General features: G+C 30.1%; 30 protein-coding genes and 1 other annotated feature. Of the genes, 24 read left to right on the top strand and 6 right to left on the bottom strand.

Features of this window, described 5'->3' with window-relative positions; all coding sequences use genetic code 11:
• The first annotated feature begins 4 nt into the window (after nucleotides 1-4).
• The 19 genes from surE (at nucleotide 5) to JWYL7_RS04895 (ending at nucleotide 13,987) form a co-directional block, all read left to right on the top strand.
• Nucleotides 5-784, top strand: a complete 780-nt coding sequence (surE, locus tag JWYL7_RS04985; RefSeq protein WP_066069816.1) for a 5'/3'-nucleotidase SurE — start codon at nucleotides 5-7, stop codon at nucleotides 782-784.
• Nucleotides 785-925: 141 nt separating this feature from the next.
• Nucleotides 926-1,120, top strand: coding sequence for a ferredoxin family protein (locus JWYL7_RS04980; RefSeq protein WP_331721869.1), 195 nt, complete (start codon nucleotides 926-928; stop codon nucleotides 1,118-1,120).
• Nucleotides 1,121-1,138: 18 nt separating this feature from the next.
• Nucleotides 1,139-2,272 carry a 2-oxoacid:acceptor oxidoreductase subunit alpha gene (locus JWYL7_RS04975; protein ID WP_066069809.1) on the top strand — a complete coding sequence of 378 codons (1,134 nt, stop codon included), beginning with the start codon at nucleotides 1,139-1,141 and terminating at the stop codon, nucleotides 2,270-2,272.
• A complete protein-coding gene (locus JWYL7_RS04970) occupies nucleotides 2,272-3,093 on the top strand; it encodes a 2-oxoacid:ferredoxin oxidoreductase subunit beta (protein WP_066069806.1) in 822 nt (273 codons plus the stop codon). Before JWYL7_RS04975 ends, JWYL7_RS04970 begins: the two co-directional genes overlap by 1 nt.
• Nucleotides 3,094-3,095: 2 nt before the next feature.
• The gene (locus tag JWYL7_RS04965; RefSeq protein WP_066069803.1) at nucleotides 3,096-3,635 is read left to right on the top strand and encodes a 2-oxoacid:acceptor oxidoreductase family protein; all 540 of its coding nucleotides are present in this window, start codon (nucleotides 3,096-3,098) and stop codon (nucleotides 3,633-3,635) included.
• Nucleotides 3,636-3,675: 40 nt separating this feature from the next.
• On the top strand, nucleotides 3,676-4,539 hold the full coding sequence (locus JWYL7_RS04960) for a MurR/RpiR family transcriptional regulator (RefSeq protein ID WP_066069800.1): 864 nt from the start codon (nucleotides 3,676-3,678) through the stop codon (nucleotides 4,537-4,539).
• A 50-nt stretch (nucleotides 4,540-4,589) separates the two neighbouring features.
• Nucleotides 4,590-5,198 (top strand): histidine phosphatase family protein, encoded by a 609-nt coding sequence (locus JWYL7_RS04955; protein WP_066069797.1) that lies wholly within the window; start codon nucleotides 4,590-4,592, stop codon nucleotides 5,196-5,198.
• Between the two features lie 47 nt (nucleotides 5,199-5,245).
• Nucleotides 5,246-5,626 carry a chorismate mutase gene (aroH, locus tag JWYL7_RS04950; RefSeq protein WP_066069794.1) on the top strand — a complete coding sequence of 127 codons (381 nt, stop codon included), beginning with the start codon at nucleotides 5,246-5,248 and terminating at the stop codon, nucleotides 5,624-5,626.
• Nucleotides 5,623-6,276: a (d)CMP kinase gene (gene cmk / locus JWYL7_RS04945; protein WP_066069791.1), complete on the top strand. Its 654-nt coding sequence runs from the start codon at nucleotides 5,623-5,625 to the stop codon at nucleotides 6,274-6,276. The genes aroH and cmk overlap by 4 nt, the downstream gene beginning before the upstream one ends.
• A gap of 5 nt (nucleotides 6,277-6,281) precedes the next feature.
• Nucleotides 6,282-6,872: a lysophospholipid acyltransferase family protein gene (locus JWYL7_RS04940; RefSeq protein WP_083528285.1), complete on the top strand. Its 591-nt coding sequence runs from the start codon at nucleotides 6,282-6,284 to the stop codon at nucleotides 6,870-6,872.
• An 80-nt stretch (nucleotides 6,873-6,952) separates the two neighbouring features.
• Nucleotides 6,953-7,792, top strand: a complete 840-nt coding sequence (locus JWYL7_RS04935) for a 4-hydroxy-3-methylbut-2-enyl diphosphate reductase (protein ID WP_072280173.1) — start codon at nucleotides 6,953-6,955, stop codon at nucleotides 7,790-7,792.
• A gap of 34 nt (nucleotides 7,793-7,826) precedes the next feature.
• Nucleotides 7,827-8,603, top strand: a complete 777-nt coding sequence (locus tag JWYL7_RS04930) for a CheR family methyltransferase (RefSeq protein WP_066069788.1) — start codon at nucleotides 7,827-7,829, stop codon at nucleotides 8,601-8,603.
• A 126-nt stretch (nucleotides 8,604-8,729) separates the two neighbouring features.
• Nucleotides 8,730-9,170, top strand: coding sequence for an acetyl-CoA carboxylase biotin carboxyl carrier protein (gene accB / locus JWYL7_RS04925; RefSeq protein WP_066069786.1), 441 nt, complete (start codon nucleotides 8,730-8,732; stop codon nucleotides 9,168-9,170).
• Between the two features lie 16 nt (nucleotides 9,171-9,186).
• Nucleotides 9,187-10,536 (top strand): acetyl-CoA carboxylase biotin carboxylase subunit, encoded by a 1,350-nt coding sequence (accC, locus tag JWYL7_RS04920; protein ID WP_066069783.1) that lies wholly within the window; start codon nucleotides 9,187-9,189, stop codon nucleotides 10,534-10,536.
• A gap of 21 nt (nucleotides 10,537-10,557) precedes the next feature.
• Nucleotides 10,558-11,418, top strand: a complete 861-nt coding sequence (gene accD / locus JWYL7_RS04915) for an acetyl-CoA carboxylase, carboxyltransferase subunit beta (protein ID WP_149683723.1) — start codon at nucleotides 10,558-10,560, stop codon at nucleotides 11,416-11,418.
• Nucleotides 11,419-11,420: 2 nt separating this feature from the next.
• Entirely contained in the window at nucleotides 11,421-12,356 is a 936-nt protein-coding gene (locus JWYL7_RS04910) for an acetyl-CoA carboxylase carboxyltransferase subunit alpha (RefSeq protein ID WP_066069780.1), read from the top strand.
• 101 nt (nucleotides 12,357-12,457) lie between these two features.
• Complete coding sequence (locus tag JWYL7_RS04905) at nucleotides 12,458-12,718, top strand: stage V sporulation protein S (protein WP_066069777.1); 261 nt, start codon at nucleotides 12,458-12,460, stop codon at nucleotides 12,716-12,718.
• Between the two features lie 171 nt (nucleotides 12,719-12,889).
• Nucleotides 12,890-13,753, top strand: coding sequence for a DMT family transporter (locus JWYL7_RS04900; protein WP_066069774.1), 864 nt, complete (start codon nucleotides 12,890-12,892; stop codon nucleotides 13,751-13,753).
• A 15-nt stretch (nucleotides 13,754-13,768) separates the two neighbouring features.
• A complete protein-coding gene (locus tag JWYL7_RS04895; RefSeq protein ID WP_066069771.1) occupies nucleotides 13,769-13,987 on the top strand; it encodes a hypothetical protein in 219 nt (72 codons plus the stop codon).
• Nucleotides 13,988-14,067: 80 nt separating this feature from the next.
• Here JWYL7_RS04895 and JWYL7_RS04890 read toward each other — a convergent pair whose 3' ends face one another.
• Nucleotides 14,068-15,264, bottom strand: coding sequence for a pyridoxal phosphate-dependent aminotransferase (locus tag JWYL7_RS04890; protein ID WP_066069769.1), 1,197 nt, complete (start codon nucleotides 15,262-15,264; stop codon nucleotides 14,068-14,070).
• A 178-nt stretch (nucleotides 15,265-15,442) separates the two neighbouring features.
• Here JWYL7_RS04890 and JWYL7_RS04885 point away from each other — a divergent pair, with 178 nt between their 5' ends.
• A complete protein-coding gene (locus tag JWYL7_RS04885) occupies nucleotides 15,443-16,276 on the top strand; it encodes a sulfurtransferase (protein WP_066069765.1) in 834 nt (277 codons plus the stop codon).
• A 46-nt stretch (nucleotides 16,277-16,322) separates the two neighbouring features.
• Nucleotides 16,323-16,487: a CDIF630_02480 family spore surface protein gene (locus tag JWYL7_RS10130; protein ID WP_072280172.1), complete on the top strand. Its 165-nt coding sequence runs from the start codon at nucleotides 16,323-16,325 to the stop codon at nucleotides 16,485-16,487.
• A gap of 44 nt (nucleotides 16,488-16,531) precedes the next feature.
• Here the strand turns inward: JWYL7_RS10130 and JWYL7_RS04880 are convergent, their stop codons facing one another.
• Nucleotides 16,532-16,975 carry a hypothetical protein gene (locus tag JWYL7_RS04880; RefSeq protein WP_066069762.1) on the bottom strand — a complete coding sequence of 148 codons (444 nt, stop codon included), beginning with the start codon at nucleotides 16,973-16,975 and terminating at the stop codon, nucleotides 16,532-16,534.
• Between the two features lie 326 nt (nucleotides 16,976-17,301).
• Nucleotides 17,302-17,550, top strand: a binding site (T-box leader).
• A gap of 61 nt (nucleotides 17,551-17,611) precedes the next feature.
• Here JWYL7_RS04880 and asnS point away from each other — a divergent pair.
• Nucleotides 17,612-19,003 carry an asparagine--tRNA ligase gene (gene asnS / locus JWYL7_RS04875; protein ID WP_066069759.1) on the top strand — a complete coding sequence of 464 codons (1,392 nt, stop codon included), beginning with the start codon at nucleotides 17,612-17,614 and terminating at the stop codon, nucleotides 19,001-19,003.
• A gap of 128 nt (nucleotides 19,004-19,131) precedes the next feature.
• The gene (locus JWYL7_RS04870) at nucleotides 19,132-19,614 is read left to right on the top strand and encodes a C-GCAxxG-C-C family protein (RefSeq protein WP_066069754.1); all 483 of its coding nucleotides are present in this window, start codon (nucleotides 19,132-19,134) and stop codon (nucleotides 19,612-19,614) included.
• Between the two features lie 15 nt (nucleotides 19,615-19,629).
• On the opposite strand, the gene JWYL7_RS04865 is transcribed toward JWYL7_RS04870, so the two are convergent.
• From JWYL7_RS04865 to JWYL7_RS04850, 4 genes are all read right to left on the bottom strand, one after another.
• Nucleotides 19,630-21,438: an NADH-dependent [FeFe] hydrogenase, group A6 gene (locus JWYL7_RS04865; protein WP_066069751.1), complete on the bottom strand. Its 1,809-nt coding sequence runs from the start codon at nucleotides 21,436-21,438 to the stop codon at nucleotides 19,630-19,632.
• Nucleotides 21,439-21,452: 14 nt separating this feature from the next.
• Entirely contained in the window at nucleotides 21,453-23,351 is a 1,899-nt protein-coding gene (locus JWYL7_RS04860) for an NADH-quinone oxidoreductase subunit NuoF (protein WP_083528282.1), read from the bottom strand.
• Between the two features lie 20 nt (nucleotides 23,352-23,371).
• Entirely contained in the window at nucleotides 23,372-23,872 is a 501-nt protein-coding gene (locus tag JWYL7_RS04855) for an NADH-quinone oxidoreductase subunit NuoE family protein (protein ID WP_066069747.1), read from the bottom strand.
• 141 nt (nucleotides 23,873-24,013) lie between these two features.
• Nucleotides 24,014-24,415, bottom strand: coding sequence for a carboxypeptidase-like regulatory domain-containing protein (locus tag JWYL7_RS04850; RefSeq protein ID WP_066069744.1), 402 nt, complete (start codon nucleotides 24,413-24,415; stop codon nucleotides 24,014-24,016).
• A 194-nt stretch (nucleotides 24,416-24,609) separates the two neighbouring features.
• On the opposite strand from JWYL7_RS04850, the gene JWYL7_RS04845 reads away from it, so the two are divergent.
• Entirely contained in the window at nucleotides 24,610-26,490 is a 1,881-nt protein-coding gene (locus JWYL7_RS04845; protein ID WP_066069741.1) for a YgiQ family radical SAM protein, read from the top strand.
• Nucleotides 26,491-26,576 lie beyond the last annotated feature (86 nt).

Raw genomic sequence — 26,576 nt, 5'->3', positions numbered from 1 at the left:
AAAAATGAATATTTTAATAACTAATGATGATGGAATATTTTCTGATGGAATAATTGAGTTAGCAAAAAAACTAAGTCAAGTAGCAAATGTGTATGTAGTAGCTCCTGATTCAGAAAAAAGTGCCATAGGTCATGCAATAACTATTCACAGTCCTCTTATGGTTAAAAAGAAAAAACTTGGTGATACAAATATAAATGCATATGCTGTAAGCGGAACTCCTGCAGATTGCGTTAAACTTGGAATAGAAGAGTTATTGAAAGATATAAACATAGATTTGGTTTTAAGTGGTATAAACAATGGTCCAAATTTAGGAACCGATGTTATTTATTCGGGTACAGTATCAGGAGCTATGGAAGGTTTAGTTCAAAACAAACCGTCTATCGCTGTGTCCTACGATGGAAGAGACATAACTAGACTTGAATATGCTAAGGCTGCTGAATATGTTGCTATATTTATTAGTAAAATAAAGGATAACTTGAAACTGCTAGATGAGTGTATGATTAATATTAATATACCAGATATTAGACATATAAATATAAAGGGATTTAAGATAACTCAGCTAGGAATAAGAAGATATGAAAATACTTTTGAAAAAAGAATTGATCCAAGAGGAAATGTCTACTACTGGTTAGGAGGAAAAACTGTAGAGTTGCCTCAGCATGAAAACAGTGATGTTGTAGCATTAAAAAATGGTTTTATTTCTGTTACACCATTAAAATACGATATTACCGATTATGACAAAATATACAGAATAATGCAAGATATAGAGTCTCTAGATAGCTAGAGGCTTTATTTTTTTGAAACATTTTTTTCAAAATGAAATTAATATTATAATTTATGAAACTTTAATTGCAAAAACCTTTTCCTTTTGGTATTATATATTTGAAAGTAATATTTGGTTAGATAAGGAAGGGAGATGGGTTTTTTGAACAAAAAACTTATAATTAAACCTGAATGGTGTAAAGGTTGTAAAATATGTGTAGAATTTTGTCCTAAAGATGTTTTAGATATAAAACAAGAGAAAGTATACATACAAGATATAGAAAAATGCATTAAATGTGGATTGTGTGAAATTAGATGTCCAGACTATGCTATATATTTAGAAAATGAGCAGATATAGATTAAGGGGGTAAAATATATGTCTAGAAATATAAAGTTACTACAAGGAAATGAGGCGTGTGTTGAGGGAGCTATATATGCAGGGATGAGATTTTATGCAGGTTACCCTATAACTCCTTCAACTGAAATAGCTGAAGTTTCTTCTGTTTTACTACCAAGAATCGGTGGAAAATTTATACAAATGGAAGATGAAATAGCTGGAATGGCTGCTGCTATAGGAGGATCTTTAGCAGGGTTAAAATCGATGACAGCTACAAGTGGTCCAGGACTTTCTTTAAAGTTAGAAAATCTAGGATATGCTTATATGACAGAAATTCCTGTTGTTGTAGTTGATGTTCAAAGAAGTGGACCAAGTACAGGATTGCCAACGGCTCCTTCTCAAGGAGATGTTATGCAAGCTAGATGGGGAACTCATGGAGACCATCCAGTTATAGCTTTATCTCCAATTTCAGTTAGAGATACATTTGATATGACTGTTAAAGCTTTTAATTTTGCAGAAAAGTATAGAATGCCAGTTATATTATTATTAGACGAAGTAATTGGACACATGAGAGAAAAAATTGAAATTCCAGAGCCGGGAGAATTAGAAGTAATAGATAGAAAAAAACCTACTTGCCCACCTGAAGAGTATAAAGCTTATGAGTATACTGACGACTTAGTTCCGCCTATGGCCAACTTCGGTAAAGGGTATAGATATAATGTTACAGGTCTTTTCCACGATGAAACTGGATTCCCTACTAACAACACTAAAGAGGCTGAAAGACAATTAGATAGATTAATGAAAAAAGTATCTAACAATATCGATGATATAGTAATTTATGAGGAATATTTATTAGATGATGCTGAAATTATGTTCATAAGTTATGGGTGTATGGCTAGATCCACAAAGGAAGCTGTAAACTTATTAAGAAAAGAGGGAATAAAGGCTGGATTATTTATTGCTAAGACTATATGGCCATTCCCTGAGAAACAAGTCAAAGTTTTAAGTGAAAAAATTAACACAATATTTGTAACTGAAATGAATTTAGGTCAGATTGTTCTAGAAGTAGAAAGAATAGCATCAAAAGATGCTAAAGTTTATGGGGTTAATAAATCAAATGGCGAATACATTACTCCAGAAGAAATTATAAATAAAGTTAAGGGGGTATTATAGTGTCAAGCAAAGTTGTACAAAAAACATTTAGAACAGATAGGCTTCCTCATATATGGTGCCCAGGTTGTGGTCATGGAATTTTAATGAGAGCAATTTCTGTTGCAATAGATGAGCTGAATTTAGATAAAAATAAAGTTTGTATAGTTTCAGGAATTGGTTGTTCATCAAGAGCTGCTGGATATATGGATTTTAATACTTTGCACACTACTCACGGAAGAGCTTTAGCGTTTGCTACAGGATTAAAACTTGCAAATCCTGAATTGCACGTAATTGTAATCTCTGGGGATGGAGATGCTACAGCTATAGGCGGAAACCACTTGATACATGCAGCAAGAAGAAATATAGATATAACTACAATTATATTCAATAATAATATTTATGGTATGACAGGTGGACAATTTTCTCCTTCTACTCCAACAGGAGACAAAGCAACCACTGCTCCATATGGAAATATAGATAAGCCTTTTGATATTTGTAATTTGGGTGCAGCTTCAGGAGCTACATATGTTGCAAGAGCTACAGCATATCATGCTAAGCAAATGATTGATTACGTTAAAAAAGGAATAGCTCATAAAGGATTTTCTCTAATTGAAGGGGTTAGTGTTTGTCCTACTTACTATGGAAGAAAAAATAAAAAGGGAAGTGCAGTTAATATTATGAATGATCTTAAAGATATGTTTGTAGATATAAAACTTAAAGATAAACTTCCTAAGGAAAAATTAGAAGGTAAATTATTTATGGGGGAATTTAAAAATGTAGTTGAACCTGAATATACAGAAGAATATCAAAAAATTATTGATAGATTTAAAAAGGGGAGATAGTTATGAAAAAAGAGTTAAGGTTAAGTGGCTCTGGTGGACAAGGATTAATCCTTGCTGGAATAATATTAGCTGAAGCAGCTATAAACTATGATTTAAATGCAGTACAAACACAATCTTATGGACCGGAAGCTAGAGGAGGAGCTAGTAAAGCTGAAGTTATAATAAGTAAAGAGGAAATAAATTATCCTAAAGTAAGAAAGCCTGACTTACTACTTTGTTTGACACAAAAATCCTATAATGAATATGTAAAAGATTTGAAGGAAGATGGAATATTGATAGTTGACTCATCCATAAAAATAGATTACAATACTATAACAGGAAAAATTTACAGCATTCCTATAATTGAAACAGCAGTTAAAAAAGTAGGTAGATCTATGGTTGCTAATATAGTTGCTTTAGGAGCTATAGGAGAAGTTTTAGGGATTATTCCTTTTGAACAACTTAAAGCTGCTGTTATTAATAGAGTTCCAGAAGGAACTGAAGATCTAAATACATTAGCTCTTGAACAAGGTGCTGTATTAATAAGGGAATATATGGAGTAATGTATTAGTAGGTCCTAAGGTAGCAAAGGGGTTTTATTTAATGTTAGAAAATAAAAATGATTTGATATTTACAATAAAACAAAAATTTTCTCAACTTAGTAAAGGTCAAAAACTTATAGCACAGTTTATCCTAGAAAACTATGATAAAGCGGCTTTTATGACAGCTTGTAAATTAGGAGAAACTGTAGGAGTAAGTGAATCAACTGTTGTAAGATTTGCCAATGCTCTTGGATTCGATGGATATCCTAAGCTTCAAAAAGCATTACAAGAGCTTATAAAAACTAAGTTGACAACTGTTCAGAGAGTTGAAATGTCTAAAGAGTATTCTGATGATTGGAATATCCTTAGAAAGGTATTAAAATCAGATATTGAAAATATAAAAGGTACGTTAGATGAAATAGATATAAATTCATTTCAATATCTTGTAAATCAAACTCTTAATGCTCGAAGAATTTATATTGTAGGATTAAGGAGTTCAACGGCTATAGCTGAATATCTTGGATTTTACTTAAATTTGATATTAGATAATGTTAAAGTAGTTGGATATGGAATAAGTGATTTGTTTGAACAGATTTTAAATGTAGGAAAAGACGATTTAGTAATAGGTATTAGTTTTCCAAGATATTCGAAAAAAACTTTAGAACTTTTTAAATATGCTAAGGGTCAAGGTGCAACTTTAGTATCGCTAACAGACAGTGTATTATCACCTATAGCTACATTGTCTGATGAGACTATAATAATTAAGAGTAATATGGCATCTTTTGTAGACTCTTTGGTTGCTCCTTTGAGTTTTGCAAATGCTCTTATAATAGCTGTAGGAATGAGGAAGAAAGATGAAATAACTAAATATTTTGATAAGCTAGAATATATTTGGAAGGAATATAGCATATATGATGAGAAATAGGGTAGCTCCTATTTCTTTTTTTCTTTATAGTTAGTTAAAGGAGGGTTATCATGAATACATTTTTTATAGTAAGACATGGTGAAACAGAATGGAACATATCAGGGAAAACGCAAGGTCAAGGAGATTCTAAACTAACAGACAAAGGAAGAGAGCAAGCATATAAACTAGGAAAAAAGCTTTTAGACTACAATATAGATTTTATTTATAGTAGTGATCTAGGAAGAACAAAGGAAACCTCACAAATACTTGCTGACATACTAGGAGTGAAGGTAGCATATCTAGAAACCTTAAGGGAAATAAATTTTGGAAAATGGGAAGGATTAACTATAGATGAAATAAAAAGTGAGTATGAAAAAATTTATACGATTTGGAGAAATGAGCCACACAACGCAATTATCCCAGATGGTGAAAATTTATCAGTTTTGAAAGAAAGAATTTATAACGAAATTATAAATTTGAATAAAAAGCATAAATCATCTAATATTCTGATAGTATCTCATAGTATGAGTATAAAGGTATTGCTCTTGAGTTTATTAGGATCAGATTTAAGCAACATATATAGGATAAAACAAGATAATACAGCTTTGAATATAGTTCAATTTAAAGACTATGGGCCTGTTATTGTAAAATTAAACGACACAGGACATTTACAATACTAGAATAAAATATATAAATTTGATATAATACTGCAAGATGGTGATAAAATATGAGGATATTAGCTATAAGAGGAGCTACTACAGTAAATCAAAATACTAAAGAAGAGATTTTATTACAGACACAGATTCTTGTTGAAAAAATAATAAAGTTAAATCAAATTAAAGAAGAAGATATTATAAGTATAATTTTTACCATGACAAATGATTTAGATGCTGCGTACCCTTCTGAAGCTATAAGGGAAAATATGAAAATATTAAATACCCCTATGTTAAATTTTGAAGAAAAGTATGTAAAAGGAAGTCTAGACAAATGTATTAGAGTTTTAATGCATATAAATTCTAACAAAAGCAAGAAAGACATAATACATGTTTATCTAAATGAAGCTAAAAACTTAAGAACAGATCTAGCAACAAGGAGTGAAATTGAATGAGAAAAATTGTAATAGCAGTAGATGGTCCTGCTGGGGCAGGAAAAAGTACAGTTGCAAAAATCATAGCTAATAAACTAGGTATAAATTATATAGATACAGGGGCTATGTATAGAGCAATAACATATAAAGCTTTAGAAAAAGGCATAGATATTAATGATAATGACAGATTAATAAATTTATGTAAAAGCACAGAAATAGATTTTCAAGATGAAAATATATATCTTGATGGAAAAATAGTTAACGAAGAAATAAGACAGTTACAAGTTTCTAGCAATGTTTCAAGAGTTGCTCAGATAAAAGAAGTTCGAGAAATAATGGTATATCTTCAAAGAAAAATGGCTGATAGATACTCAGTTATAATGGATGGCAGAGATATAGGGTCATATGTATTTCCTAATGCGGATTATAAGTTCTTTTTAACTGCTAGCGTACAGGAAAGAGCTAATAGAAGATATATGGAATTAAAAAACAAGGGATATGATGTTACTATAGAAGATATAATTAAAGATATAGAAACTAGAGATAAAATCGATTCAGAAAGAGAATTTGCACCTCTTGTAAAGGCAAAAGATGCAATTGAGGTAAATACTAGCAATAAATCTATAGATGAAGTTGTTCATGAAATTCTTAACTGTATAAAGATGGGGTGATTGTCTTGATTCTTTATGATGTAGTAAGAGCTGTTTTAAAACCTGTATTCAAATTTTTATACAAGATAGAGATTATAGGATTAGATAAAGTACCTCAAAATGAGCATATAATATTTGCATCGAATCATAAGAGTTTGTTAGATCCAGTGTTTATAGGAATCTATATGCCAAGAAAAGTACACTACATGGCTAAAAAAGAGCTGTTTAAGAACAAATTCTTTGGATATATACTTAAAAATTTAGGGGTATTCCCTGTTGATAGATCTAAAGCAGACATATCAACTATAAAGACAGCTCTAAGAATTCTAAAAGACGGAAAGGCTATAGGTATATTTCCAGAGGGAACTAGAACTAAAGGTGAAGGATTAGGAAAAGCTAAAGCTGGAACAGCTATGCTTGCTATAAAAGGAAAATGTAAGGTAGTTCCAGTTTCTATTGTATCTAAGTATAAAATTTTTAGGAAAACTATAATTAAAATAAATGACCCATTAGATTTTGAAGATTATTATGACAACAAACTAACATCTTCGGATTATGAGATACTAAGCCAAAAGGTTCTTGATATAATAGCTCAAGATATAGATAACTTTTCTTAAGTACAATGAATTTATTGTTTTTACAAAATATACAAGTTTTGTTTGGATATTAAAAATATCTCAGGTTTGGAGGAGTTAAATTGGAGATTAAAATAGCTAAATATGCGGGGTTTTGTTTTGGTGTAGAGAGAGCTATGAATATGGCGTGGGAATGCCTCAAAAAAAACTCTAACATATATTCTTTAGGACCACTTATACATAATGAACAAGCAGTTAAAAAATACGAACAGGCAGGCCTTAAAATAATTGAAAACTTAGAACAAGTTTCGACTGGTGATACAGTAATAATAAGATCCCACGGAGTTCCTATTGATATATACGATAAAGCAAAAGAAAGAGGTTTAGACATTATTGACCTGACTTGTCCTTATGTAAAAAAAATACAAAATATAGCAAAACGATATTATGATAAGGGATATAAAATAGTTATAATAGGAGATCCTGATCACCCAGAAGTTATTGGTATTAATGGATGGTGTAATAATGAAGCAATAGTAATAAAAAAATTAGAGGATTTAAATAAAATTAGCAGAAATATTAGTTATTGTATTGTTGCTCAAACTACTATGAACCTAAAAGTTTATAATGAAATATGTGAATCTTTAAAAGAAATTACTGATAATGCTATTTTCTACAATACTATCTGTTCAGCAACAAAAGAAAGACAAGAATCTGCTATTAATACAGCTAAAGAAGTAGATGTTATGATAGTTATAGGCGGAATGCATAGTTCTAATACTCAAAAGCTTGTTCAAGTATGCAAACAATTTTGTAAAACTTACCATATCGAAACTATAGATGATCTAAATATTGATGAGATTAGAAATTATAAATCTATAGGAATTACAGCAGGTGCATCTACTCCAGACTGGATAATAAATGAAGTTGTAGAAAATATACGAGATTATTTTAATAAATAAAGCTATATTCATATAATACAGGGGGTAATTATTTATGACAGGATATGAATCTTTTAAGCAAAAAATATATAGAAAAACGGGTATTAATTTGTCTTTATACAAAGAAAAACAGATGAAAAGAAGACTAGAGTCTTTAGTATCTAGAAATGGATTTAGCAATTTTGATGATTATTTCAATGAAATAGATAAAAATAAATTGTTGTTTGATGAATTTATAAATTATATGACTATAAATGTATCTGAATTTTATAGAAATTCAGAACAATGGAATGTTTTAGAAAAAAACATAATTCCATCTTTAATTAAGAGCGGAACTAACTTAAAGGTATGGAGTGCAGCATGCTCAACTGGAGAAGAACCCTACTCACTAGTTATGCTTTTAAGTAAATTTATGCCTCTTAATAAAATAAATATACTGGCTACGGATATAGATAAAGAGGCCATGAATAAAGCTAAGAACGGAATCTATTTAGAAAAAAGTTTAAAAAATTTACCTAGTGAATTTATATCTAAGTTTTTCGATAAGTTAGGAAATAATACATATTCTATAAAAGAAGATATAAAAAATAGAGTAACATTCAAACAACACAATCTACTTGAAGAATCTTTTCCAGATTCTTGTGATTTGATTGTTTGTAGAAATGTTATGATTTACTTTACAGAAGAGGCCAAAGCTAATATTTATCATAAGTTTAGTCAATCTCTAAAAGAAAGTGGAGTATTGTTTGTTGGAAGTACTGAACAGATAATAATGCCACATAGATATAATCTAAAACCTATTAGGACTTTTTTTTATGGAAGAGCCAGCTAAATAATAAAAGGTTGTCGAGTTATATTAATATAATTCGACAACCTTTTTTGTTGTTATTATGCTGTGATGTATGGTATAATCATAACATATGATATTAGCACCAGGTATAAATAGGAGGGGTTAATAATGAATTCAAAGGAAATAAAGGATTTAATTTTGACTTTAAATGAAACTAATATAAATAAATTTGAAATACAGTATGAAAATTTTAAAATGACCATAGAAAAAAGTAATTCAAATGAACATTTAAAACTAGAAAGACTAGAAGAGAAAGTGTTTCTAGATAATAACGTAGTTAACGAAAATATAGATACTGACGAGAATGTTTATATAGTTAAAGCACCTATAATGGGAACTTTTTATAAAGCTCCTTCTCCAGATTCTTCTCCATATGTTCAATTAGGAACAAAAGTTAAGAAAGGAGATGTTTTATGTATTCTTGAAGCTATGAAGCTTATGAATGAAATTGAAAGTGAAGTAGAAGGAGAAATAATAAAAATTCTAGTAGAAAATGAACAGCTGGTAGAATATAATCAACCTTTATTTGAAATACGATTAAGCAAATAGTGAAGGGAGTGAGTATATGATAAATAAAGTGCTTATAGCAAATAGAGGAGAAATAGCGGTAAGAATTATAAGAACGTGCAAAGAATTAGGAATAAAAACTGTTGCTATATACTCTGAAATAGATAAAGATTCTCTTCATGTATATATGGCAGATGAATCTATATGTATTGGACCTAATAACGTAAGTAAAAGTTATAACAATATGGACGGTATAATATATATTGCATTAAAAACTAAATGCGATGCTATTCATCCAGGGTTTGGATTCTTATCCGAAAATGCAGAGTTTGCTAAAAAATGTGAAGAAAATAATATAATATTTATAGGGCCTAGATATGAACATATAGAAAAAATGGGAGATAAGTCTAAAGCTAGACAAACTATGATAAATGCAAATGTTCCAGTAGTTCCTGGTTCAAAAGGAACTATAAAAGATATAAATGATGCTATAAAAATAGCAAATACAATTGGATATCCAGTACTTATTAAAGCTTGTGCTGGTGGTGGTGGAAAAGGCATGAGAGTTGCATACTCGCAAGATGATTTAATTGTAAATTTTAATCTAGCAAGAGGTGAGGCTTTATCTTCTTTTGGAAATGATGAAATGTATTTAGAAAAGTATATAGAAAATCCAAGACATATAGAAGTCCAAATATTTGGAGATAGTTTTGGAAACGTAATTCATCTTGGTGGTAGAGATTGTACGATGCAAAGGAGAAACCAAAAACTTATTGAAGAAAGTCTCACGAGTTATTTAGATGATGAAACCCAAAATAACTTATATACTGCAGCTATAAATGCAGCAAAATCTGTAGGGTATCTTGGGGCAGGTACAGTTGAGTTTATAGTAGACGATAACAAAAATTTCTACTTTATAGAGATGAATACAAGAATACAAGTAGAACATCCTGTAACAGAAATGATAACGGGAATAGATCTTATAAAGTTACAACTATTAATAGCTTCAGGTAATGCTATACCATATAAACAAGAAGATGTAATGTTTAATGGTCATGCTATTGAATGTAGGATTAATGCTGAAGATCCAGATAATAATTTTAGACCATGTCCAGGCAAAATAAACTATATTCATATTCCAGGAGGGATTGGAGTTAGATGGGACAGCTATATATATAGTGGATATACAATTCCACCTGTTTATGATTCAATGATAGGAAAGTTAATAATATGGGGAAAAAACAGGGTAGAAGCTATAAATAGAATGAAAAGAGCTTTAGACGAGCTAACTATAGAAGGCATCATTACGAACAAAGATTTTCAAAAAAAACTTATATCTTGTGCAGAATTTAATAATGATACTCACTATACTAAATTCATAGAAAATAAATATAAAGTGAGTAACTAAAAATCAGGCAGGTGATATCTTTTGATAAAGAAGTTATTAAATAAAAATAAAGAATATGCAAATTTATCTATGGTAAACAACTTTCAAAACAATAGTTTGGATGAAAAATTTTGGATGAATTGTCCTGAATGTAAAAAAAATATCTTTAAAAAAGATGTAGAAGAAAATTTGTATATATGTCCAAAGTGCGATTATCATCTTAAATTACCTGCACGCCAGAGAATAGATTTGCTAATTGATACAGGTACATTTACTGAATTTGATAAAAACTTATATTCAAAGAATATATTAAATTTTCCTGAATACGAAAACAAGCTTAATTTATATAAAGACAAAACTAATGAAAATGATGCTGTAATAACAGGAACAGGAAAAATTAATGGTTTAAATGCAACAATTTGTGTCATGAATACGGATTTTATGATGGGAAGCATGGGTGCTGTAGTAGGAGAAAAAATTACTAGAGCAGCCACTTACTCTATAGAAAATAAAATCCCGTTTATAATAATTTCATCTTCTGGCGGTGCAAGGATGCAAGAAGGTATAATATCTTTAATGCAAATGGCAAAGACTGCTCAAGAGTTAAGAAGGCTGAGTGAATATAAAATTCCATATATATCAATACTAACAGATCCAACTACTGGAGGAGTAACAGCTAGTTTTGCAATGTTAGGAGATATAATTATAGCTGAGCCTAAAGCGCTTATAGGTTTTGCCGGTCCTAGAGTTATTGAGCAGACTATAAAACAAACTTTGCCTGATGGATTTCAAAGAGCAGAATTTTTACTAGAAAAAGGATTTGTAGATATTATAGTAAATAGAAAAGATATGAAAAATATGCTCTTTAGAATCATAAAAATGCACGGATACCAGGAGGCGTAGATATGATGCAAATAGACAAACCTATATTGGAACTTGAAAGTAAAATCCAAGAACTTAAAAAATTATCCCAAGATAACAATATAGATCTATCAACAGAAATAGATATTCTGACAAGAAAACTTGAAAATATGAAAACTCAAATATATGAAAATTTAACACCTTGGCAGAAAGTAAATCTTACTAGAAGTAATGATAGACCTACTAGCAAAGACTATATTTTAAACATTTGTTCAGACTTTATAGAATTACATGGAGATAGATGTTTTAGAGATGATCTATCCATAATAGGAGGAATAGGTCTTATAGATGATATTTGTGTAACTATTATAGGACATCAAAAAGGGAAAACAGTGAAAGAAAATATAGCAAGAAATTTTGGTATGCCACATCCTGAAGGATATAGAAAAGCCTTACGACTAATGAAACAAGCTGATAAATTTAACAGACCAATAATCACTTTCATAGATACTCCTGGAGCATATTGTGGAATAGGAGCAGAAGAAAGAGGGCAGGGAGAAGCTATAGCGCGTAATTTACTAGAAATGTCTTCTCTTGGTGTTCCTATAATATCTATAGTTATAGGAGAGGGAGGAAGTGGGGGAGCTTTAGCTCTTGGTGTATGTAATAAACTTGCAATGTTAGAACATTCTATTTATTCTGTTATATCACCTGAAGGTTTATCTAGTATATTATGGAAAGATGTATCTAAAGCTAGTCAGGCAGCATCTATAATGAAGTTAACTAGTAATGATTTGTATGAATTAGAAGTAGTTGATAAAATAATAAAAGAACCTTTAGGAGGAGCTCAAAAAGATGTAAAATCTACATCTGAAAGCATAAAAAAATACATAATAGAACAAATCAGATCCTATCAAAACTTAACAAGAGAAGAAATAATAGATGATAGATATAAAAAATTTAGAAAAATTGGATATTAATATTAAATAAAAGAGGAATTTGGATTATTACGTAGAATATATATATTAAACCTATTATATAGTTCTAGAAAAAAATATTATATTAAAGGGGGCTTATTAAAATGGAAGTACTAAAAGTTTCAACAAAATCTAATCCAAATTCTGTAGCTGGTGCTTTAGCAGGGGTTTTAAGAGAAAAAGGATCAGCTGAAATACAAGCAATTGGGGCTGGAGCTTTAAATCAAGCAGTTAAAGCTGTTGCTATAGCTAGAGGATTCGTTGCGCCTAGCGGAATGGATTTAATATGCATTCCAGCATTTACAGATGTTGAAATAGATGGCGAAGAAAGAACAGCTATAAAACTTATTGTTGAACCAAGATAATATGGTATATACTAAATAAAAAGGTAGCTTTTAAAGCTACCTTTTATGTTGTTTATGTTAGTGCATAAACAACACTATTTAAGAATTTATTTTAAACACTCCTCTATTTGAATGGAGGATTTTTTTATTTATAATATAATAGTATTACAAATAAAAAATGGAGTGATATTTATGGATGATAAAATTAAAGGCATGTTGTTTATGATATCATCAGCATTTTTCTTTTCTTTAATGGCTGCAGCTGTAAAATTATCTGGTGATATACCCTTGTTTCAAAAAGTTTTTTTTAGAAATTTCATTAGTTTATTTATAGCCTTGTATGTTGTAAAGAAAGAAAATGTTAGTTTGTTTGGAAAAAAAGAAAATCAAACTTTTTTGTTGGCAAGATCTATATTTGGACTTTTGGGGGTAATACTTCACTTTTTTGCTATAAACAATCTACTTTTGGCGGATGCGTCAATATTAAATAAATTATCACCTTTTTTTGTTACAATATTTGCTATTATATTTCTTAAAGAAAAATTCAATAAAATTCAAATACCTGCATTTATTATGGTAATACTAGGTGCAATTTTTATAATAAAGCCTACATTTAAATTCACATTTATTCCAGCTATATCAGGCTTTCTATCTGCCATATTTGCAGCAGCAGCATATACAATCTTAAGAATTTTAAGAGACAAAGAACATTCTTCGACTATAGTTTTTTATTTTTCTTTTGTATCTATTCTAGTTATGTTACCGTTAATGATGTTAAACTATAAAAATCCAAGCCTATCTCAGTGGATATGGTTATTGGCAACAGGTATATTCGCTGCTATTGCCCAAATTAGTATTACTATGGCTTATAGATATGCTCCAGCATCTGAGGTGTCAATTTATGATTACACTAACATTATTTTTTCATCTATACTCGGATTTTTGTTATGGTCAGAAATTCCAGATTTTTATAGTGTTTTAGGAGGGATTTTAATAATTATTGCAGGATATATAGTTTTTATATATAATAAAAAAACAAAAGAAGATGTTGGTTAAAAGGAGGTTAAAAGAATGGATGATATCTTAAAAAAGTATAATTGTCTTAGTAATAATGAAAAGATTGAATTTATAAAAAAAATAATACCTTCATTAGAGGAGTTAATAAAAGAAGATAAAGAACAACTAGTAGTTGAATTTTATCCTATATTAAATACAATTCTTGAAAAGTACGGATTAAACATTCAAGATATTATGTTTATGCTACAAATGTTTAGTAATAAACAACAGTAATAGATAAACAAAGTCTTTCCTTTAAATAGAATAATACGTACTAAAAAAACGAGCTTATAAGCTCGTTTTTTTAGTACGTATTATTTGTTAAGATTTCTATAAGTTTCAAGTCCTTTTTTAAGGATATCCATTGCTTTAGTTAAATCATCTTCATTTAGTATATAAGCAATTCTAACTTCATCTTTTCCAAGACCAGGAGTAGAGTAAAATCCTTCAGATGGAGCCATCATAACAGTTTCTCCATCTACATCAAAATCTTTAAGCATCCATATAACAAAGTCTTCTGCATTTTCAACTGGAAGCTTTACATTTACATAAAAAGCACCTTTAGGCTCTTTGCATATAACTCCTTCCATTTCGCAAAGTTTTTTGTATACTAAATCCCTTCTTCTCTTATATTCTGCGTTAACTTCTTCAAAGTAAGATTTAGGTGTTTTATATAATTCTATAGATCCTATTTGTTCTAATGTAGGTACACATAGTCTTCCTTGACATAATTTTAATATTTGTTGCATAAGTTCCTTGTTTTTAGAAGCTATAGATCCTATTCTAGCACCACAAGCACTATAACGTTTAGAAACACTATCAACAATAATTACTCTATCTTGTATTTCTTTTATATTTCCAAAACTAGTATACTCTAATCCATCATAAACAAACTCTCTATACACTTCATCTGCTATAATGAATAGATCATGTTGTTTAGCTATTGAAGCTAACATTTCTATTTCTTCTCTTGTATAAACAACTCCTGTTGGATTTCCAGGATTTGATAAAACAATTCCTCTAGTCTTATTTGTGATAACGCTTTCTATCTCGTTTCTAGAAGGTAAATGGAAACCGTTTTCTGCTTTCGTAGTTATAGGAATAATATTTACATCAACAGCTGATGCAAAGCCGTTATAGTTTGTATAGAACGGTTCTGGAGATAGAATTTCATCACCAGCATCTGCTATGGCTATTATAGCAAACATTAATGCTTCACTACCACCATTAGTTATAAGAATTTCATCTTGATCAAAGTCCATATCATAGTTTTTATAATATTCCCTTATTGCATCTATAAGCTCCGGCATACCTTGAGAAAATGAATACTCTAGTACTTCTTCATTAAAATTTTTTACTGCATCAAAGAAAGACTGAGGAGTTTTTATATCAGGTTGACCTATGTTAAGATGATAAACTTTTTTTCCATCTGCTTTTGCTTTTGTAGCATAAGGAACAAGTTTTCTAATAGGAGAAGCTTGCATATTAACTATTCTGTTTGAAAATTTCATATGATAAACCCCCTTAACTATGTAATATTTCCCTTCTATTAAATAATATCATAATTTTCAAAAAAAATCATCCTAAATAAAAAAATATATTATACAAATAATATTGTATTATCTAGTATGTATTTATATAAATTGATAAAATATTAAATATATAACATAATAGAAGGGAGTTGTTTTTTTGAGTAATTTAGTTAGCATAGATTGGTTATACAACAATATCGATAACAAAAATTTAGTAATAGTAGATTGTAGATTTGATCTACAATCAGAAAGTTATGGAATAGATAATTATAAAAGGGGTCATATTAAAAATGCATTTTTCATGGACGTTAACAAAGATTTATCATCAATCCCACAAGAGCATGGTGGCAGACATCCTCTTCCTGATATAAATGAGTTTAAACTTAAAATTGAGAATATCGGAATAGACAACAGCAGTATAGTTGTAGCGTACGATGATGGTGATTTAGCAGGAGCCGCTAGATTTTGGTGGTTACTTAAATATTTGGGTCACGATAAAGCTTATGTGTTAAATGGTGGAATTAAAAAATGGATACATCAAGGGTATGAAATTGTAACAGATGTGACTATAAAAGAAAAAACAAATTATCAAGTAAATGTAAAAAAAGATATTTTGTGTGACATGTACGAAGTAAAATCAAAACTGAATAATCCTAAAACTGTTATTATCGATTCTAGATCATATGATAGATATACAGGAGAGTTTGAACCTATTGATAAAATTGGTGGACACATACCATCGGCTAAAAATGTATTTTGGCAGGAAGTTTTAAAAGATAATGAACTAAAAGAAAAGCATGAGCTAAATAAAATATTTGAATTTGCAAAGAAATATGATGAAATTATAGTGTATTGTGGATCGGGGATAACAGGATGTGTAAATTTTTTAGTAATGAGAGAAATTGGCTTAAATCCTAAGTTGTATGCTGGAAGTTGGAGTGATTGGATAAGCTATGAAGATAATCAAATAAGTAAGGGTAGCAATGAATAGCTATATTCACTTTTGGTTAATACTAACTAAAAGGGGTGATAGCAAAATGAATAAAAGTAAAAAGCATTCTAACTGTACACCAATTGAATGTCAAGAAACAGCTGCATGGGCAGACATCAAAAAAACTATACCTGAATCAAAGGTGCCTATTCCTAGCCAAAGCGCTGTTGTAGAGGCAAAAGAGTGGGTAGAAGATGAAAATCAAAAATAGAAAAACAAAAGAGAAAGCAATTTTGCTTTCTCTTTTGTTTACGACTATTCAAAAATGATTGCTACCTTTTCAGAAGGATTAAAATATAATCTTATAAATTCATTTTTTCTTACTTTATTCTCATCAAAGCCATTTTTTATAGTCAATTTAATAGGAAGTTTTCCGTTTTTAAGAAGTAATTCATAATAATTTCCTTTTTTCTGAACATGTATTACCTTACCTTCATAGTATTTTAAATCTTGAAGTTTATCTCTGTATTTTTTTATATAGAAAAATCCAAATACCAAAACTGCTAGTAAGATAACTGTTGTTATTGTAAAATTAAGCTTTAAAATCCTCGATAGAATAAATGTTGAAATAAGTAAAACTAATGGAAGAATTGATCTCTTAAGTATTAACATTCCGAATATCTTTGCAGCTTTTTTTTGTGTTTCATCCATGTTTTTTATATCTAACTTTCTTACTTGTTCTTTAATCTCTTTCTTCATAATCAACATCTCCTAATATAAATTAATATTATTATTGTTTATATTTGTGATAACTTCTTACGTATTACTTCACATTTTCATACCTCCCTTTTTTAAACGATTATATACAAATATAATAATTATTATTAGTTTGCAAATAATAATAGAATCAATATGTAAATAACATAAAAATATTTTACCATCTATTTGTAATAAAATAAACTATTAATTATTCAATAGTAACTTAGTTTGAATATTTTTGAAAGTTTTGTGTATATTATAGATAAAATAGATTTGACATTAACTATCTTAAATATTATAATATCTATTATTAAAAATTTAATACATGAAAAACTATGAAGAGAAGAGTAAATATAGGAGGTAGTCCTAGCGAGTCGACGATGGTGGAAGGTCGATACGAAACCTATATCGAATAACATCTCGGAGTTTCTAACCGAAATCTAAATTAGAGAGTAGGCTTAGACGGGTTTACACCGTTATGATGTAAACAGTGTAAAAAGTACTTGCACTGGTATGAGGTGGTCAGTTTTGACAATTAGGGTGGCACCGCGAAAGTATAGTCTTTCGTCCCTTATACGTGGGATGATAGACTTTTTTTTATTCACTAAATTAAAATAACAAGAGGAGGAATGCATAATGGAGAGTTTATCTGTTAGAGAAATTTTTAGAAACTCAAATTCCTATTTTGATCAAACAATCAAAGTGTCTGGATGGATAAGAACATCTAGACTTTCAAAAACATTTGGATTTATAGAGTTAAATGATGGAACTTTTTTTAAAAACATACAAATAGTATTTGATGATACTTTACACAACTTTAAAGAAATCTCTAAACTACCTATAAGTTCGGCTATTACAGTAGAGGGTAAGCTAGAAGAGACTCCTGGTTCAAAACAACCATTTGAAATTAAAGCTACAACGATAAACATAGAAGCTCTATCTTCTTCAGACTATCCATTACAGAAAAAAAGACATTCATTAGAATTTTTAAGGTCTATAGCTCATTTAAGACCTAGAAGTAATACTTTTTCTGCTGTTTTTAGAGTACGTTCTTTAGTTGCCTATGCTATACATAAATTTTTCCAAGAAAGAGACTTTGTATATACTCATACTCCTATAATAACAGGAAGTGATTGTGAAGGGGCAGGACAAATGTTTAGAGTAACTACTTTTGATATGAATAGTGTCCCTTTAAAAGATGATAATACTGTAGATTTTTCAAAAGATTTCTTTGGAAAAGAAACTAATTTAACAGTTAGTGGTCAATTAGAGGCTGAAGCATATGCATTAGCATTTAGAAAAGTCTACACTTTTGGACCTACATTTAGAGCAGAAAATTCAAATACATCAAGACATGCCTCTGAGTTTTGGATGATTGAACCTGAAATAGCATTTGCTGATCTTGAAGAAAATATGGCTTTAGCTGAAGATATGTTAAAGTATATAATTCAATATGTTCTTAATAATGCTCCTGAAGAAATGGAATTTTTCAATAATTTTATAGATAATACACTATTAGATAGATTAAATAACATAGTAAACTCTGAATTTGGAAAAATAACGTATACAGAAGCCATAGATTTATTGAAAAAATCAGGTGAAAACTTTGAGTATCCTGTAGAATGGGGATGTGATCTTCAAACAGAACATGAAAGATATTTAACAGAAAAAATATTTAAAAAACCTGTATTCGTAACTGATTATCCTAAAGATATAAAAGCATTTTATATGAGATTGAATGATGATAACAAAACAGTTGCAGCTATGGATTTATTAGTTCCTGGTGTAGGAGAAATTATTGGGGGAAGTCAAAGGGAAGAAAGGCTCGAAATTTTAGAAAAAAGAATGGAAGAGATGGGATTAAACAAAGAAGATTACTGGTGGTATTTAGAACTTAGAAAATACGGAGGAGTAAAGCATTCAGGTTATGGACTTGGATTTGAAAGAGCTATTATGTATATAACAGGTATGAGCAATATAAGAGATGTTATACCTTTCCCAAGAACTCCTAAATCAGCTGAGTTTTAATAAAAGCAAAACCACCTATATGCATCGCATATAGGTGGTTTTTATAATGTTTATAAAATTTTTTTATTATTATCTTATACTAACTTAATGTTATAATCGAATTAGCATATATAGGAAGGGGTATAGAGTTGGAAACAAATAATCAAAAACTTATACAAGAAGCAAGAACGCTTGCAGAAAACTACTACAAAGATGGAAAATATCTTTGTTCTGAAGCAATTTTAGCAGCTATCAATAAAGTATTAGAATGCGGCCTTCCTGACAATTATATAAGTTTAGTTTCTGGTTTTCCAGTAGGAATGGGTGGGTCAGGATGTAGCTGTGGAGCTTTAACAGGAGCACAAGCTGCTATTGGATTAGTTCATGGAAGGAAAAAAGCTGGAGGAAGCAACGCTAAAATTATGAAATTATCACAACAGTTGCATGATGAATTTAAGAAAAAATATAAAAGTGCATGTTGTAGAGTGCTTATAAAAGATTACAAGTTTGGTTCAAAGGAACATAAAGAAAGATGTACAAATGTAACTGCAGATACTTGTGAAATGGCTATGAGAATAATTTTAGAGAATCAAGGAATATTATCTAGAATACTAAACGTAAAAAAGAAGTAGATTAAGTCTTAAGACTTAATCTACTTCTTTTAAGTAAGGGTGTTTTCCTCTTGGAGTAAATGTTGTGTGTAAATATTTATGAGAAATTTCTGACAATGGTTTACCTAAAAATTCTTCGTATATTTGATGAATTCTAGGATTTTCATGTGATCGCCTAATTGATTTATTTTTATCTATATTATATAGAGTGTCAGATCTGTTATGTCTATAACCTAGAGAAATATGATTATGATCCTTTCCACCTAAAATTGGTTGTCCACCACCACCAACACATCCTCCAGGACAAGCCATAACTTCCATATAATCAAACTTTTTCTCACCACTTTTAAACATTTCTAATGCCTTTTTAGCATTACCAGTACCATGTGCTATTGCTATAGTAATAGTTTTATCTTTTAAAGTTACTTGACTATACTTTAATCCACTTTGTCCTCTAGCTTCCTCAAAATCAGGAACATCCATTTCTTCACCTGTTAATAATTTGTGTGCTGTACGAATGGCAGCTTCTAAAACTCCTCCAGTAGCTCCGAATATTGTTCCTGCACCACTGAACTGGTCAAATGGTTCATCATAATTATCTTCTGGTAAGTTTTTAAAATCAAGTCCTAGTTGTCTAATCATTTTTCCAAGCTCTCTAGTAGTTAAAACAAAATCTACATTTCTATATCCGTCAGAAGTCATCTCTGGTCTAGCTGCTTCATATTTCTTAGCTGTACATGGCATTATAGCGACATTAACTATTTTAGAAGGATCAATATTGTATTTTTTAGCATACCATGTTTTTGTGAGGGCTCCACACATTTCGTGAGGTGATTTAGTAGTAGACAAATTAGGTAAAAATTCAGGATAAAAATGTTCTGCAAATTTTACCCAACCAGGACAACAAGATGATAGTAAAGGAAGTTTTTCTGGTGTATGGATAAGTCTTTCTATGAGTTCACTTCCTTCTTCCATTATAGTTAAATCTGCAGTTACATCTGTAGCAAAGACTTTATCAAATCCAATTCGTCTAAGAGCTGAAACAAGCTTTCCACCTACAAACGAACCTATAGGCATATCAAAAATTTCACCGATTGTAACCTGAATGGAAGGGGCAGTCTGAGCTACTACAAATTTATCTGGATCGGATAAAACTTTCCAAACATCATCTATATCTTCCTTTTCGTTTAATGATGCAGTTGGACATGCTAATATACATTGTCCACACATTATACAAGTTACATCATTCATATCTTTGTGAAATGCCGGTGAAATTACAGTATCTAATCCTCTATTTATAGCTGAGTAGACATTACATTCTTGTATTTTGCTGCATATAGCCATGCAACGTCGACAATTTACACATTTATTATAATCTCTTTGAATAGCTGGATTATTGTTATGAAATCCATAATCTTTCATTTCTCCTGTATAAGGAATATTTCTAATTCCAAGTTTATCTGATAAATTTTGCAGCTCACAGTTTAAATTTCTAGCACACGTTAAACATTCTCTGTGATGATTTGATAAAAGTAATGTTACAGCTGTTTTTCTAGCATCTAATACTCTCTTAGTATTAGTTTTTATTCTTAAACCTTCTTTAACAGGATATACGCATGAAGCCTGAAGATTTCTTAATCCATCAATTTCAACCATACAAACTCTACAAGCGCCGATTTCATTTATATCTTTTAGATAACATAAACTAGGAATTTCGATGTTGACCATTCTAGCAGCCTCAAGAACTGTAATTCCATCCGGTACTTCGTAATCAATTCCATCTATGTTTATGCTAACCTTTCTTTGCTTAATTTCTCTTTCTTTGTCTTCTCTTATATTTTCCATTTTCATCACCACCTTTATCTTTTATATATAGCATCTACAGGACATTTAGGTATACATGCACCACATTTTATACAGATATCTTGCCTTATGTGGAAAGGAGGTTTTTTATTTTCACCTTCAATGGCATTTACTGGACAGATTCTAGCACAAATACCACATGCTATACATTTTTCATCAGAAATTACTATTTTAAGTAGATCATTACATACCCCGGCTGGACATCTTTTTTCTTTAACATGAGATATGTATTCATCTTTGAAGTATTTAAGCGTACTTAATATAGGGTTAGGAGCTGTTTGTCCTAATCCACATAAAGATGAATCTTTTATATTAAGAGAAAGTTCTTCTAGAATTTTGAGATCTTCCATTTCACCTTTACCTTTGGTTATTTTTTCTAAAATCTCTAGTAATCTTTTAGTTCCAACCCTACAAGGAATACATTTTCCGCATGATTCATCTTGAGCAAATTCCAAATAAAAGCGAGCTATATCAACCATACAGTCACTCTCATCCATAACTATAAGGCCTCCAGATCCCATCATAGATCCTATATCAGTTAAAGATTTAAAGTCAATTTTTGTATCTAATAAATCTGCTGGTATACATCCACCAGAAGGCCCTCCACTTTGAACTGCTTTAAACTGTTTATTGTCATTAATTCCTCCGCCTATATCATATATTATAGTCTTGAGGGTAGTTCCCATAGGAACCTCTATTAATCCAGTATTATTTATCTGTCCTGCTAACGCAAATACTTTTGTTCCTTTACTATCATCTGTTCCAATACTCGAATACCAATCGGCTCCTTTAAGTAAAATTATTGGTATATTAGCATAAGTTTCAACATTATTATTAAGAGTAGGTTTTTCCCAAAGTCCAACCTCTGCTGGGAATGGCGGTCTAGGTCTAGGTTCGCCTCTAAACCCCATAACTGATTGAATTAGAGCAGTTTCCTCTCCACATACAAATGCTCCTGCTCCAAGTCTTATATCTAAATCAAAATCAAAAGATGAACCAAGTATATTTTTTCCGAGCAATCCTGTCTTCCTTGCTTGATCTATTGCTATTTCTAATCTTTCTACCGCAATAGGGTACTCTGCTCTTACATATACATATCCCTTATTAGCACCTATACAGTATCCAGCTATAGCCATTGCTTCTATTACGCTGTGAGGATCACCTTCAAGAATTGAACGGTCCATAAACGCCCCTGGATCACCTTCGTCAGCATTGCACAATACATATTTTTGTTCATTTTTATATAAAGAGGCATATTCCCATTTAAGTCCAGTTGGAAATCCTCCCCCACCTCTACCTCGAAGACCAGATTTTTTTATCTGATCTATAATTTCTTTTGGATCAATATTATTAGATAAAATATTAGCTAAGGCCATATATCCGTCCATAGCTATATATTCATTTATATCTTCAGGGTTTATCACTCCACAATTTCTTAATGCTATACGCATTTGGTTATTGAAAAAATCTAACTCATCTATAGTTCGTTGGATTTCATCATTTCTAGAAGATTTATATAATAATCTCTCTACAACATTACCATTTTGCAAATGATTCTCTACTATATCATCTACATCTTCTGGAGTAACTCTAGTATAAAATGTTCTATCTGGATGCACTACAATAATAGGACCTAATTTACAGAATCCAAAACAGCCTGTTTTGAATACTTTAACATTATCATTTAGTTTCCTTTTGTTTATTTCGCTTTCAAGTTTTTCACGCACAATACCACTTTTTGAGGAATTACATCCAGTTCCTGCACACACAAGAATATGATATTTGTTAATTTCATGGTCTATTTTGTAATCTTTAAAACGAAGTTTAATATTATTGAAATTTTCGTCCTTTAGTTTCTTAAGATCAGATATAGATTTTATATGTGTTAGTTCCAAAGTGTTCACCTCCTAATTATTTAATTTGTTTTTTCTTGTTTTATATATTGGTATAATATACCTGGAATATCTGAGGGAGAAAGATTTCCGTAGACATCCTCGTTTATTGTTATAACAGGCGCAAGTCCACATGCTCCTATACATCTAGTAGCTTTTAGTGTGAAAAGTTGATCCATACTAGTTTCGTTCACATCTATTTGGAGTTCTTCTTTTATAGCATTTAATATATCTTGAGAACCTTTTACATAACATGCTGTTCCCATACAAACCCCAATTGTATATTTCCCTTGAGGCTCTTGAGAAAATAATGAATAGAAGCTTACAACTCCATTAATTGTTGAAATTGGAATGTTTAATTTTTCTGAGATATAAGCTTGCACCTTAACAGGTAAGTAGCCAAATAACTCCTGTGATTTTTGTAATATACGAATAAGCATTCCTTCTTCTTTGCTATACCTGTCGATTATCTCGTCCAACTCTTTAAATTTTTCTATTTCTTTTTCATCTAAACGAATATCCATAAAAATTCACCTCACTTCTACTTGGTAAGTACATACTTAATCATCAGTATTATTTACTAGTATAAATATCATTATTCACTCACATTTAAATATTTATATCCATAAAAAATAAGGAATGGTAATAAAACCATCCCTTATTTTTTATTCTTTATCAAATAAGTCTAAAAACTCTTCATGTATGCAGCCATTTTCTTCAACTTTTACTTCATCGTACCTGCAGAAATTATCATCGTCAAACTTAATATCTAAACATCTAATATTTACATCATTAAACCACACCTTTATTACATAATGATTATCTGGACATAAAGGACCGAATAAAAACTGACCATGTTCATCTGTAAAGGCATGAGTTATAGGAATCAGTTTTTTATTACATGATACTTCAAACAATTTTACAACAGCATCTTCAACTACTTTTCCTTTATAATCCTTTACAACTCCATGAATCACACTTCTACGTTCTTTAGGTACTTTCACAACTACTTCTAATTGTTCATTTTCTTGAGGTTTAAAATCAAATTTAACTAATTTTGCTCCCATACAGCATACCCCCTATAATATAATCTTACAATAAATTTATTATATACAACTAAATAATATGTTTAAAAAATTTATTTATAACCAATATAAGATTTTGAAAATATATACAAACTAACAATTATAGACACATTAATAACTTAAAGGTATAATCAATATGTTTAATAAATTTATAAATAAACTTAGTAGGTGATAATATGGAAACAAATAAATACATGCCTATATCTAGACAAGATATGGAAAATAGAGGATGGAATGAACTAGATTTCATTATTGTTACAGGAGATGCGTATGTTGATCATCCAAGTTTTGGAACAGCTATTATATCTAGAGTATTAGAAAGTGAAGGATTCAAAGTCGGAGTAATTGCTCAGCCCAATTGGAAAAGTATAGATGATTTTATAAAGTTAGGAAGACCTAGGTTAGCATTTTTAGTAACTGCAGGTAATATGGATTCGATGGTAAATCATTACACAGTCAGCAAAAAAGTTAGAGAAAAAGATTATTACTCTCCTGGCGGAAAAATGGGATTAAGACCTGATAGAGCTACAATAGTATATTGTAATATGATACGACAAGCATACAAAAATATCCCCATAATAATAGGTGGCATAGAAGCAAGTCTTAGAAGGTTTGCTCATTATGATTATTGGAGCAACAAAGTTAGGAAATCTATATTAATAGATAGTTCTGCTGACGTACTAGTTTATGGTATGGGAGAAAAACAAATAGTAGAAATAGCGAGTTATCTAAATTGTGGTTTCGATATTAAACATATAACTCATATCCCTGGAACATGTTATCTGACAGATAACCTTGAAAATGTATATGATTATATAGAAATTCCTAGTTACAAAGATATTAGTGAAAATAAGCATGAGTACGCTAGAGCATTTAAAATTCAATATCAAGAACAAGATCCAATACGAGGAAAAAATTTAGTTCAAAAACATCATAATAAGTATGTTGTTCAAAACAAACCTATGATGCCACTTACTAGACAAGAACTGGATAAAATATACTCTCTTCCATACCAAAGAGATGTTCATCCTATATATAAAGAAAGTGGAGGAATTCCTGCCATAGAAGAAGTTAAGTTCAGTATAATAAGTTCTAGGGGTTGTTTTGGTAACTGTTCGTTTTGCGCTTTATCATTCCATCAAGGTAGAATAGTTCAAAGTAGAAGTCATGAATCAATATTAGAAGAAGCTTTGATTATAATAAAGGATCCAGATTTTAAGGGATATATCCATGATGTTGGAGGCCCTACAGCTAATTTTAGATATCCAGCGTGTAAAAGGCAACTTAAAATAGGAACTTGTAAAAATAAACAATGCTTATTTCCAAATCCTTGCAAAGAAATGAACGTTAGTCATACAGAATATTTAGATCTTCTAAAAAAATTAAGAAAATTGCCTGGTGTTAAAAAAGTATTTATTAGATCAGGAATAAGATATGATTACCTTATAGCTGATAATAATTCTTCTTTCTTCGAAGAGTTATGTAAGCATCATATAAGTGGACAGTTGAAAGTTGCGCCAGAACATATTTCTCCTACAGTTCTTAATTTAATGGGAAAACCTAAAAGAGAGATCTTTGATAGATTTACTAAAAAGTTCTACGATATTAATGAAAGAATAGGAAAGAAACAATACATTGTGCCGTATTTGATGTCTAGTCATCCAGGTAGTACCTTAAAATCAGCTATAGAATTAGCTGAATATTTAAGAGATATAAACTATCAACCCGAACAAGTTCAAGATTTTTATCCTACTCCAGGTACTTTATCTACTACAATGTTCTACACAGGCCTAGATCCTAGAACTATGAAGAGTGTATATGTACCAAAAACTAAGTCAGAAAAAGCTATGCAAAGAGCATTGCTTCAATATAAAAATCCAAAAAATTATGAGTTGGTTTATGAAGCACTTAAGCAAGCAAATAGAGAAGACCTTATTGGTTTTGGATCTAAATGTTTAATTAAACCTAAAAATACAGCTATAAAGAAACAAAATAAAAAAAATAACAAAACTAATAAAAGTTCAAAAAATAAATTAAAATCTAAGAAAAAACGTTAAATTTGCTAAAGCCTCTGCAAATTATGTGTGCAGAGGCTTTAACTTTTTTTGATGTAAGAACATATATTTTGTATAAACAGATAATT

The sequence above is a fragment of the Alkalithermobacter thermoalcaliphilus JW-YL-7 = DSM 7308 genome, from assembly GCA_001584565.1.
In the GTDB taxonomy this organism is placed as follows: Bacteria; Bacillota; Clostridia; order Peptostreptococcales; family Peptostreptococcaceae; genus Alkalithermobacter; species Alkalithermobacter thermoalcaliphilus.
This window is presented reverse-complemented; position numbering and strand designations above follow the sequence as displayed.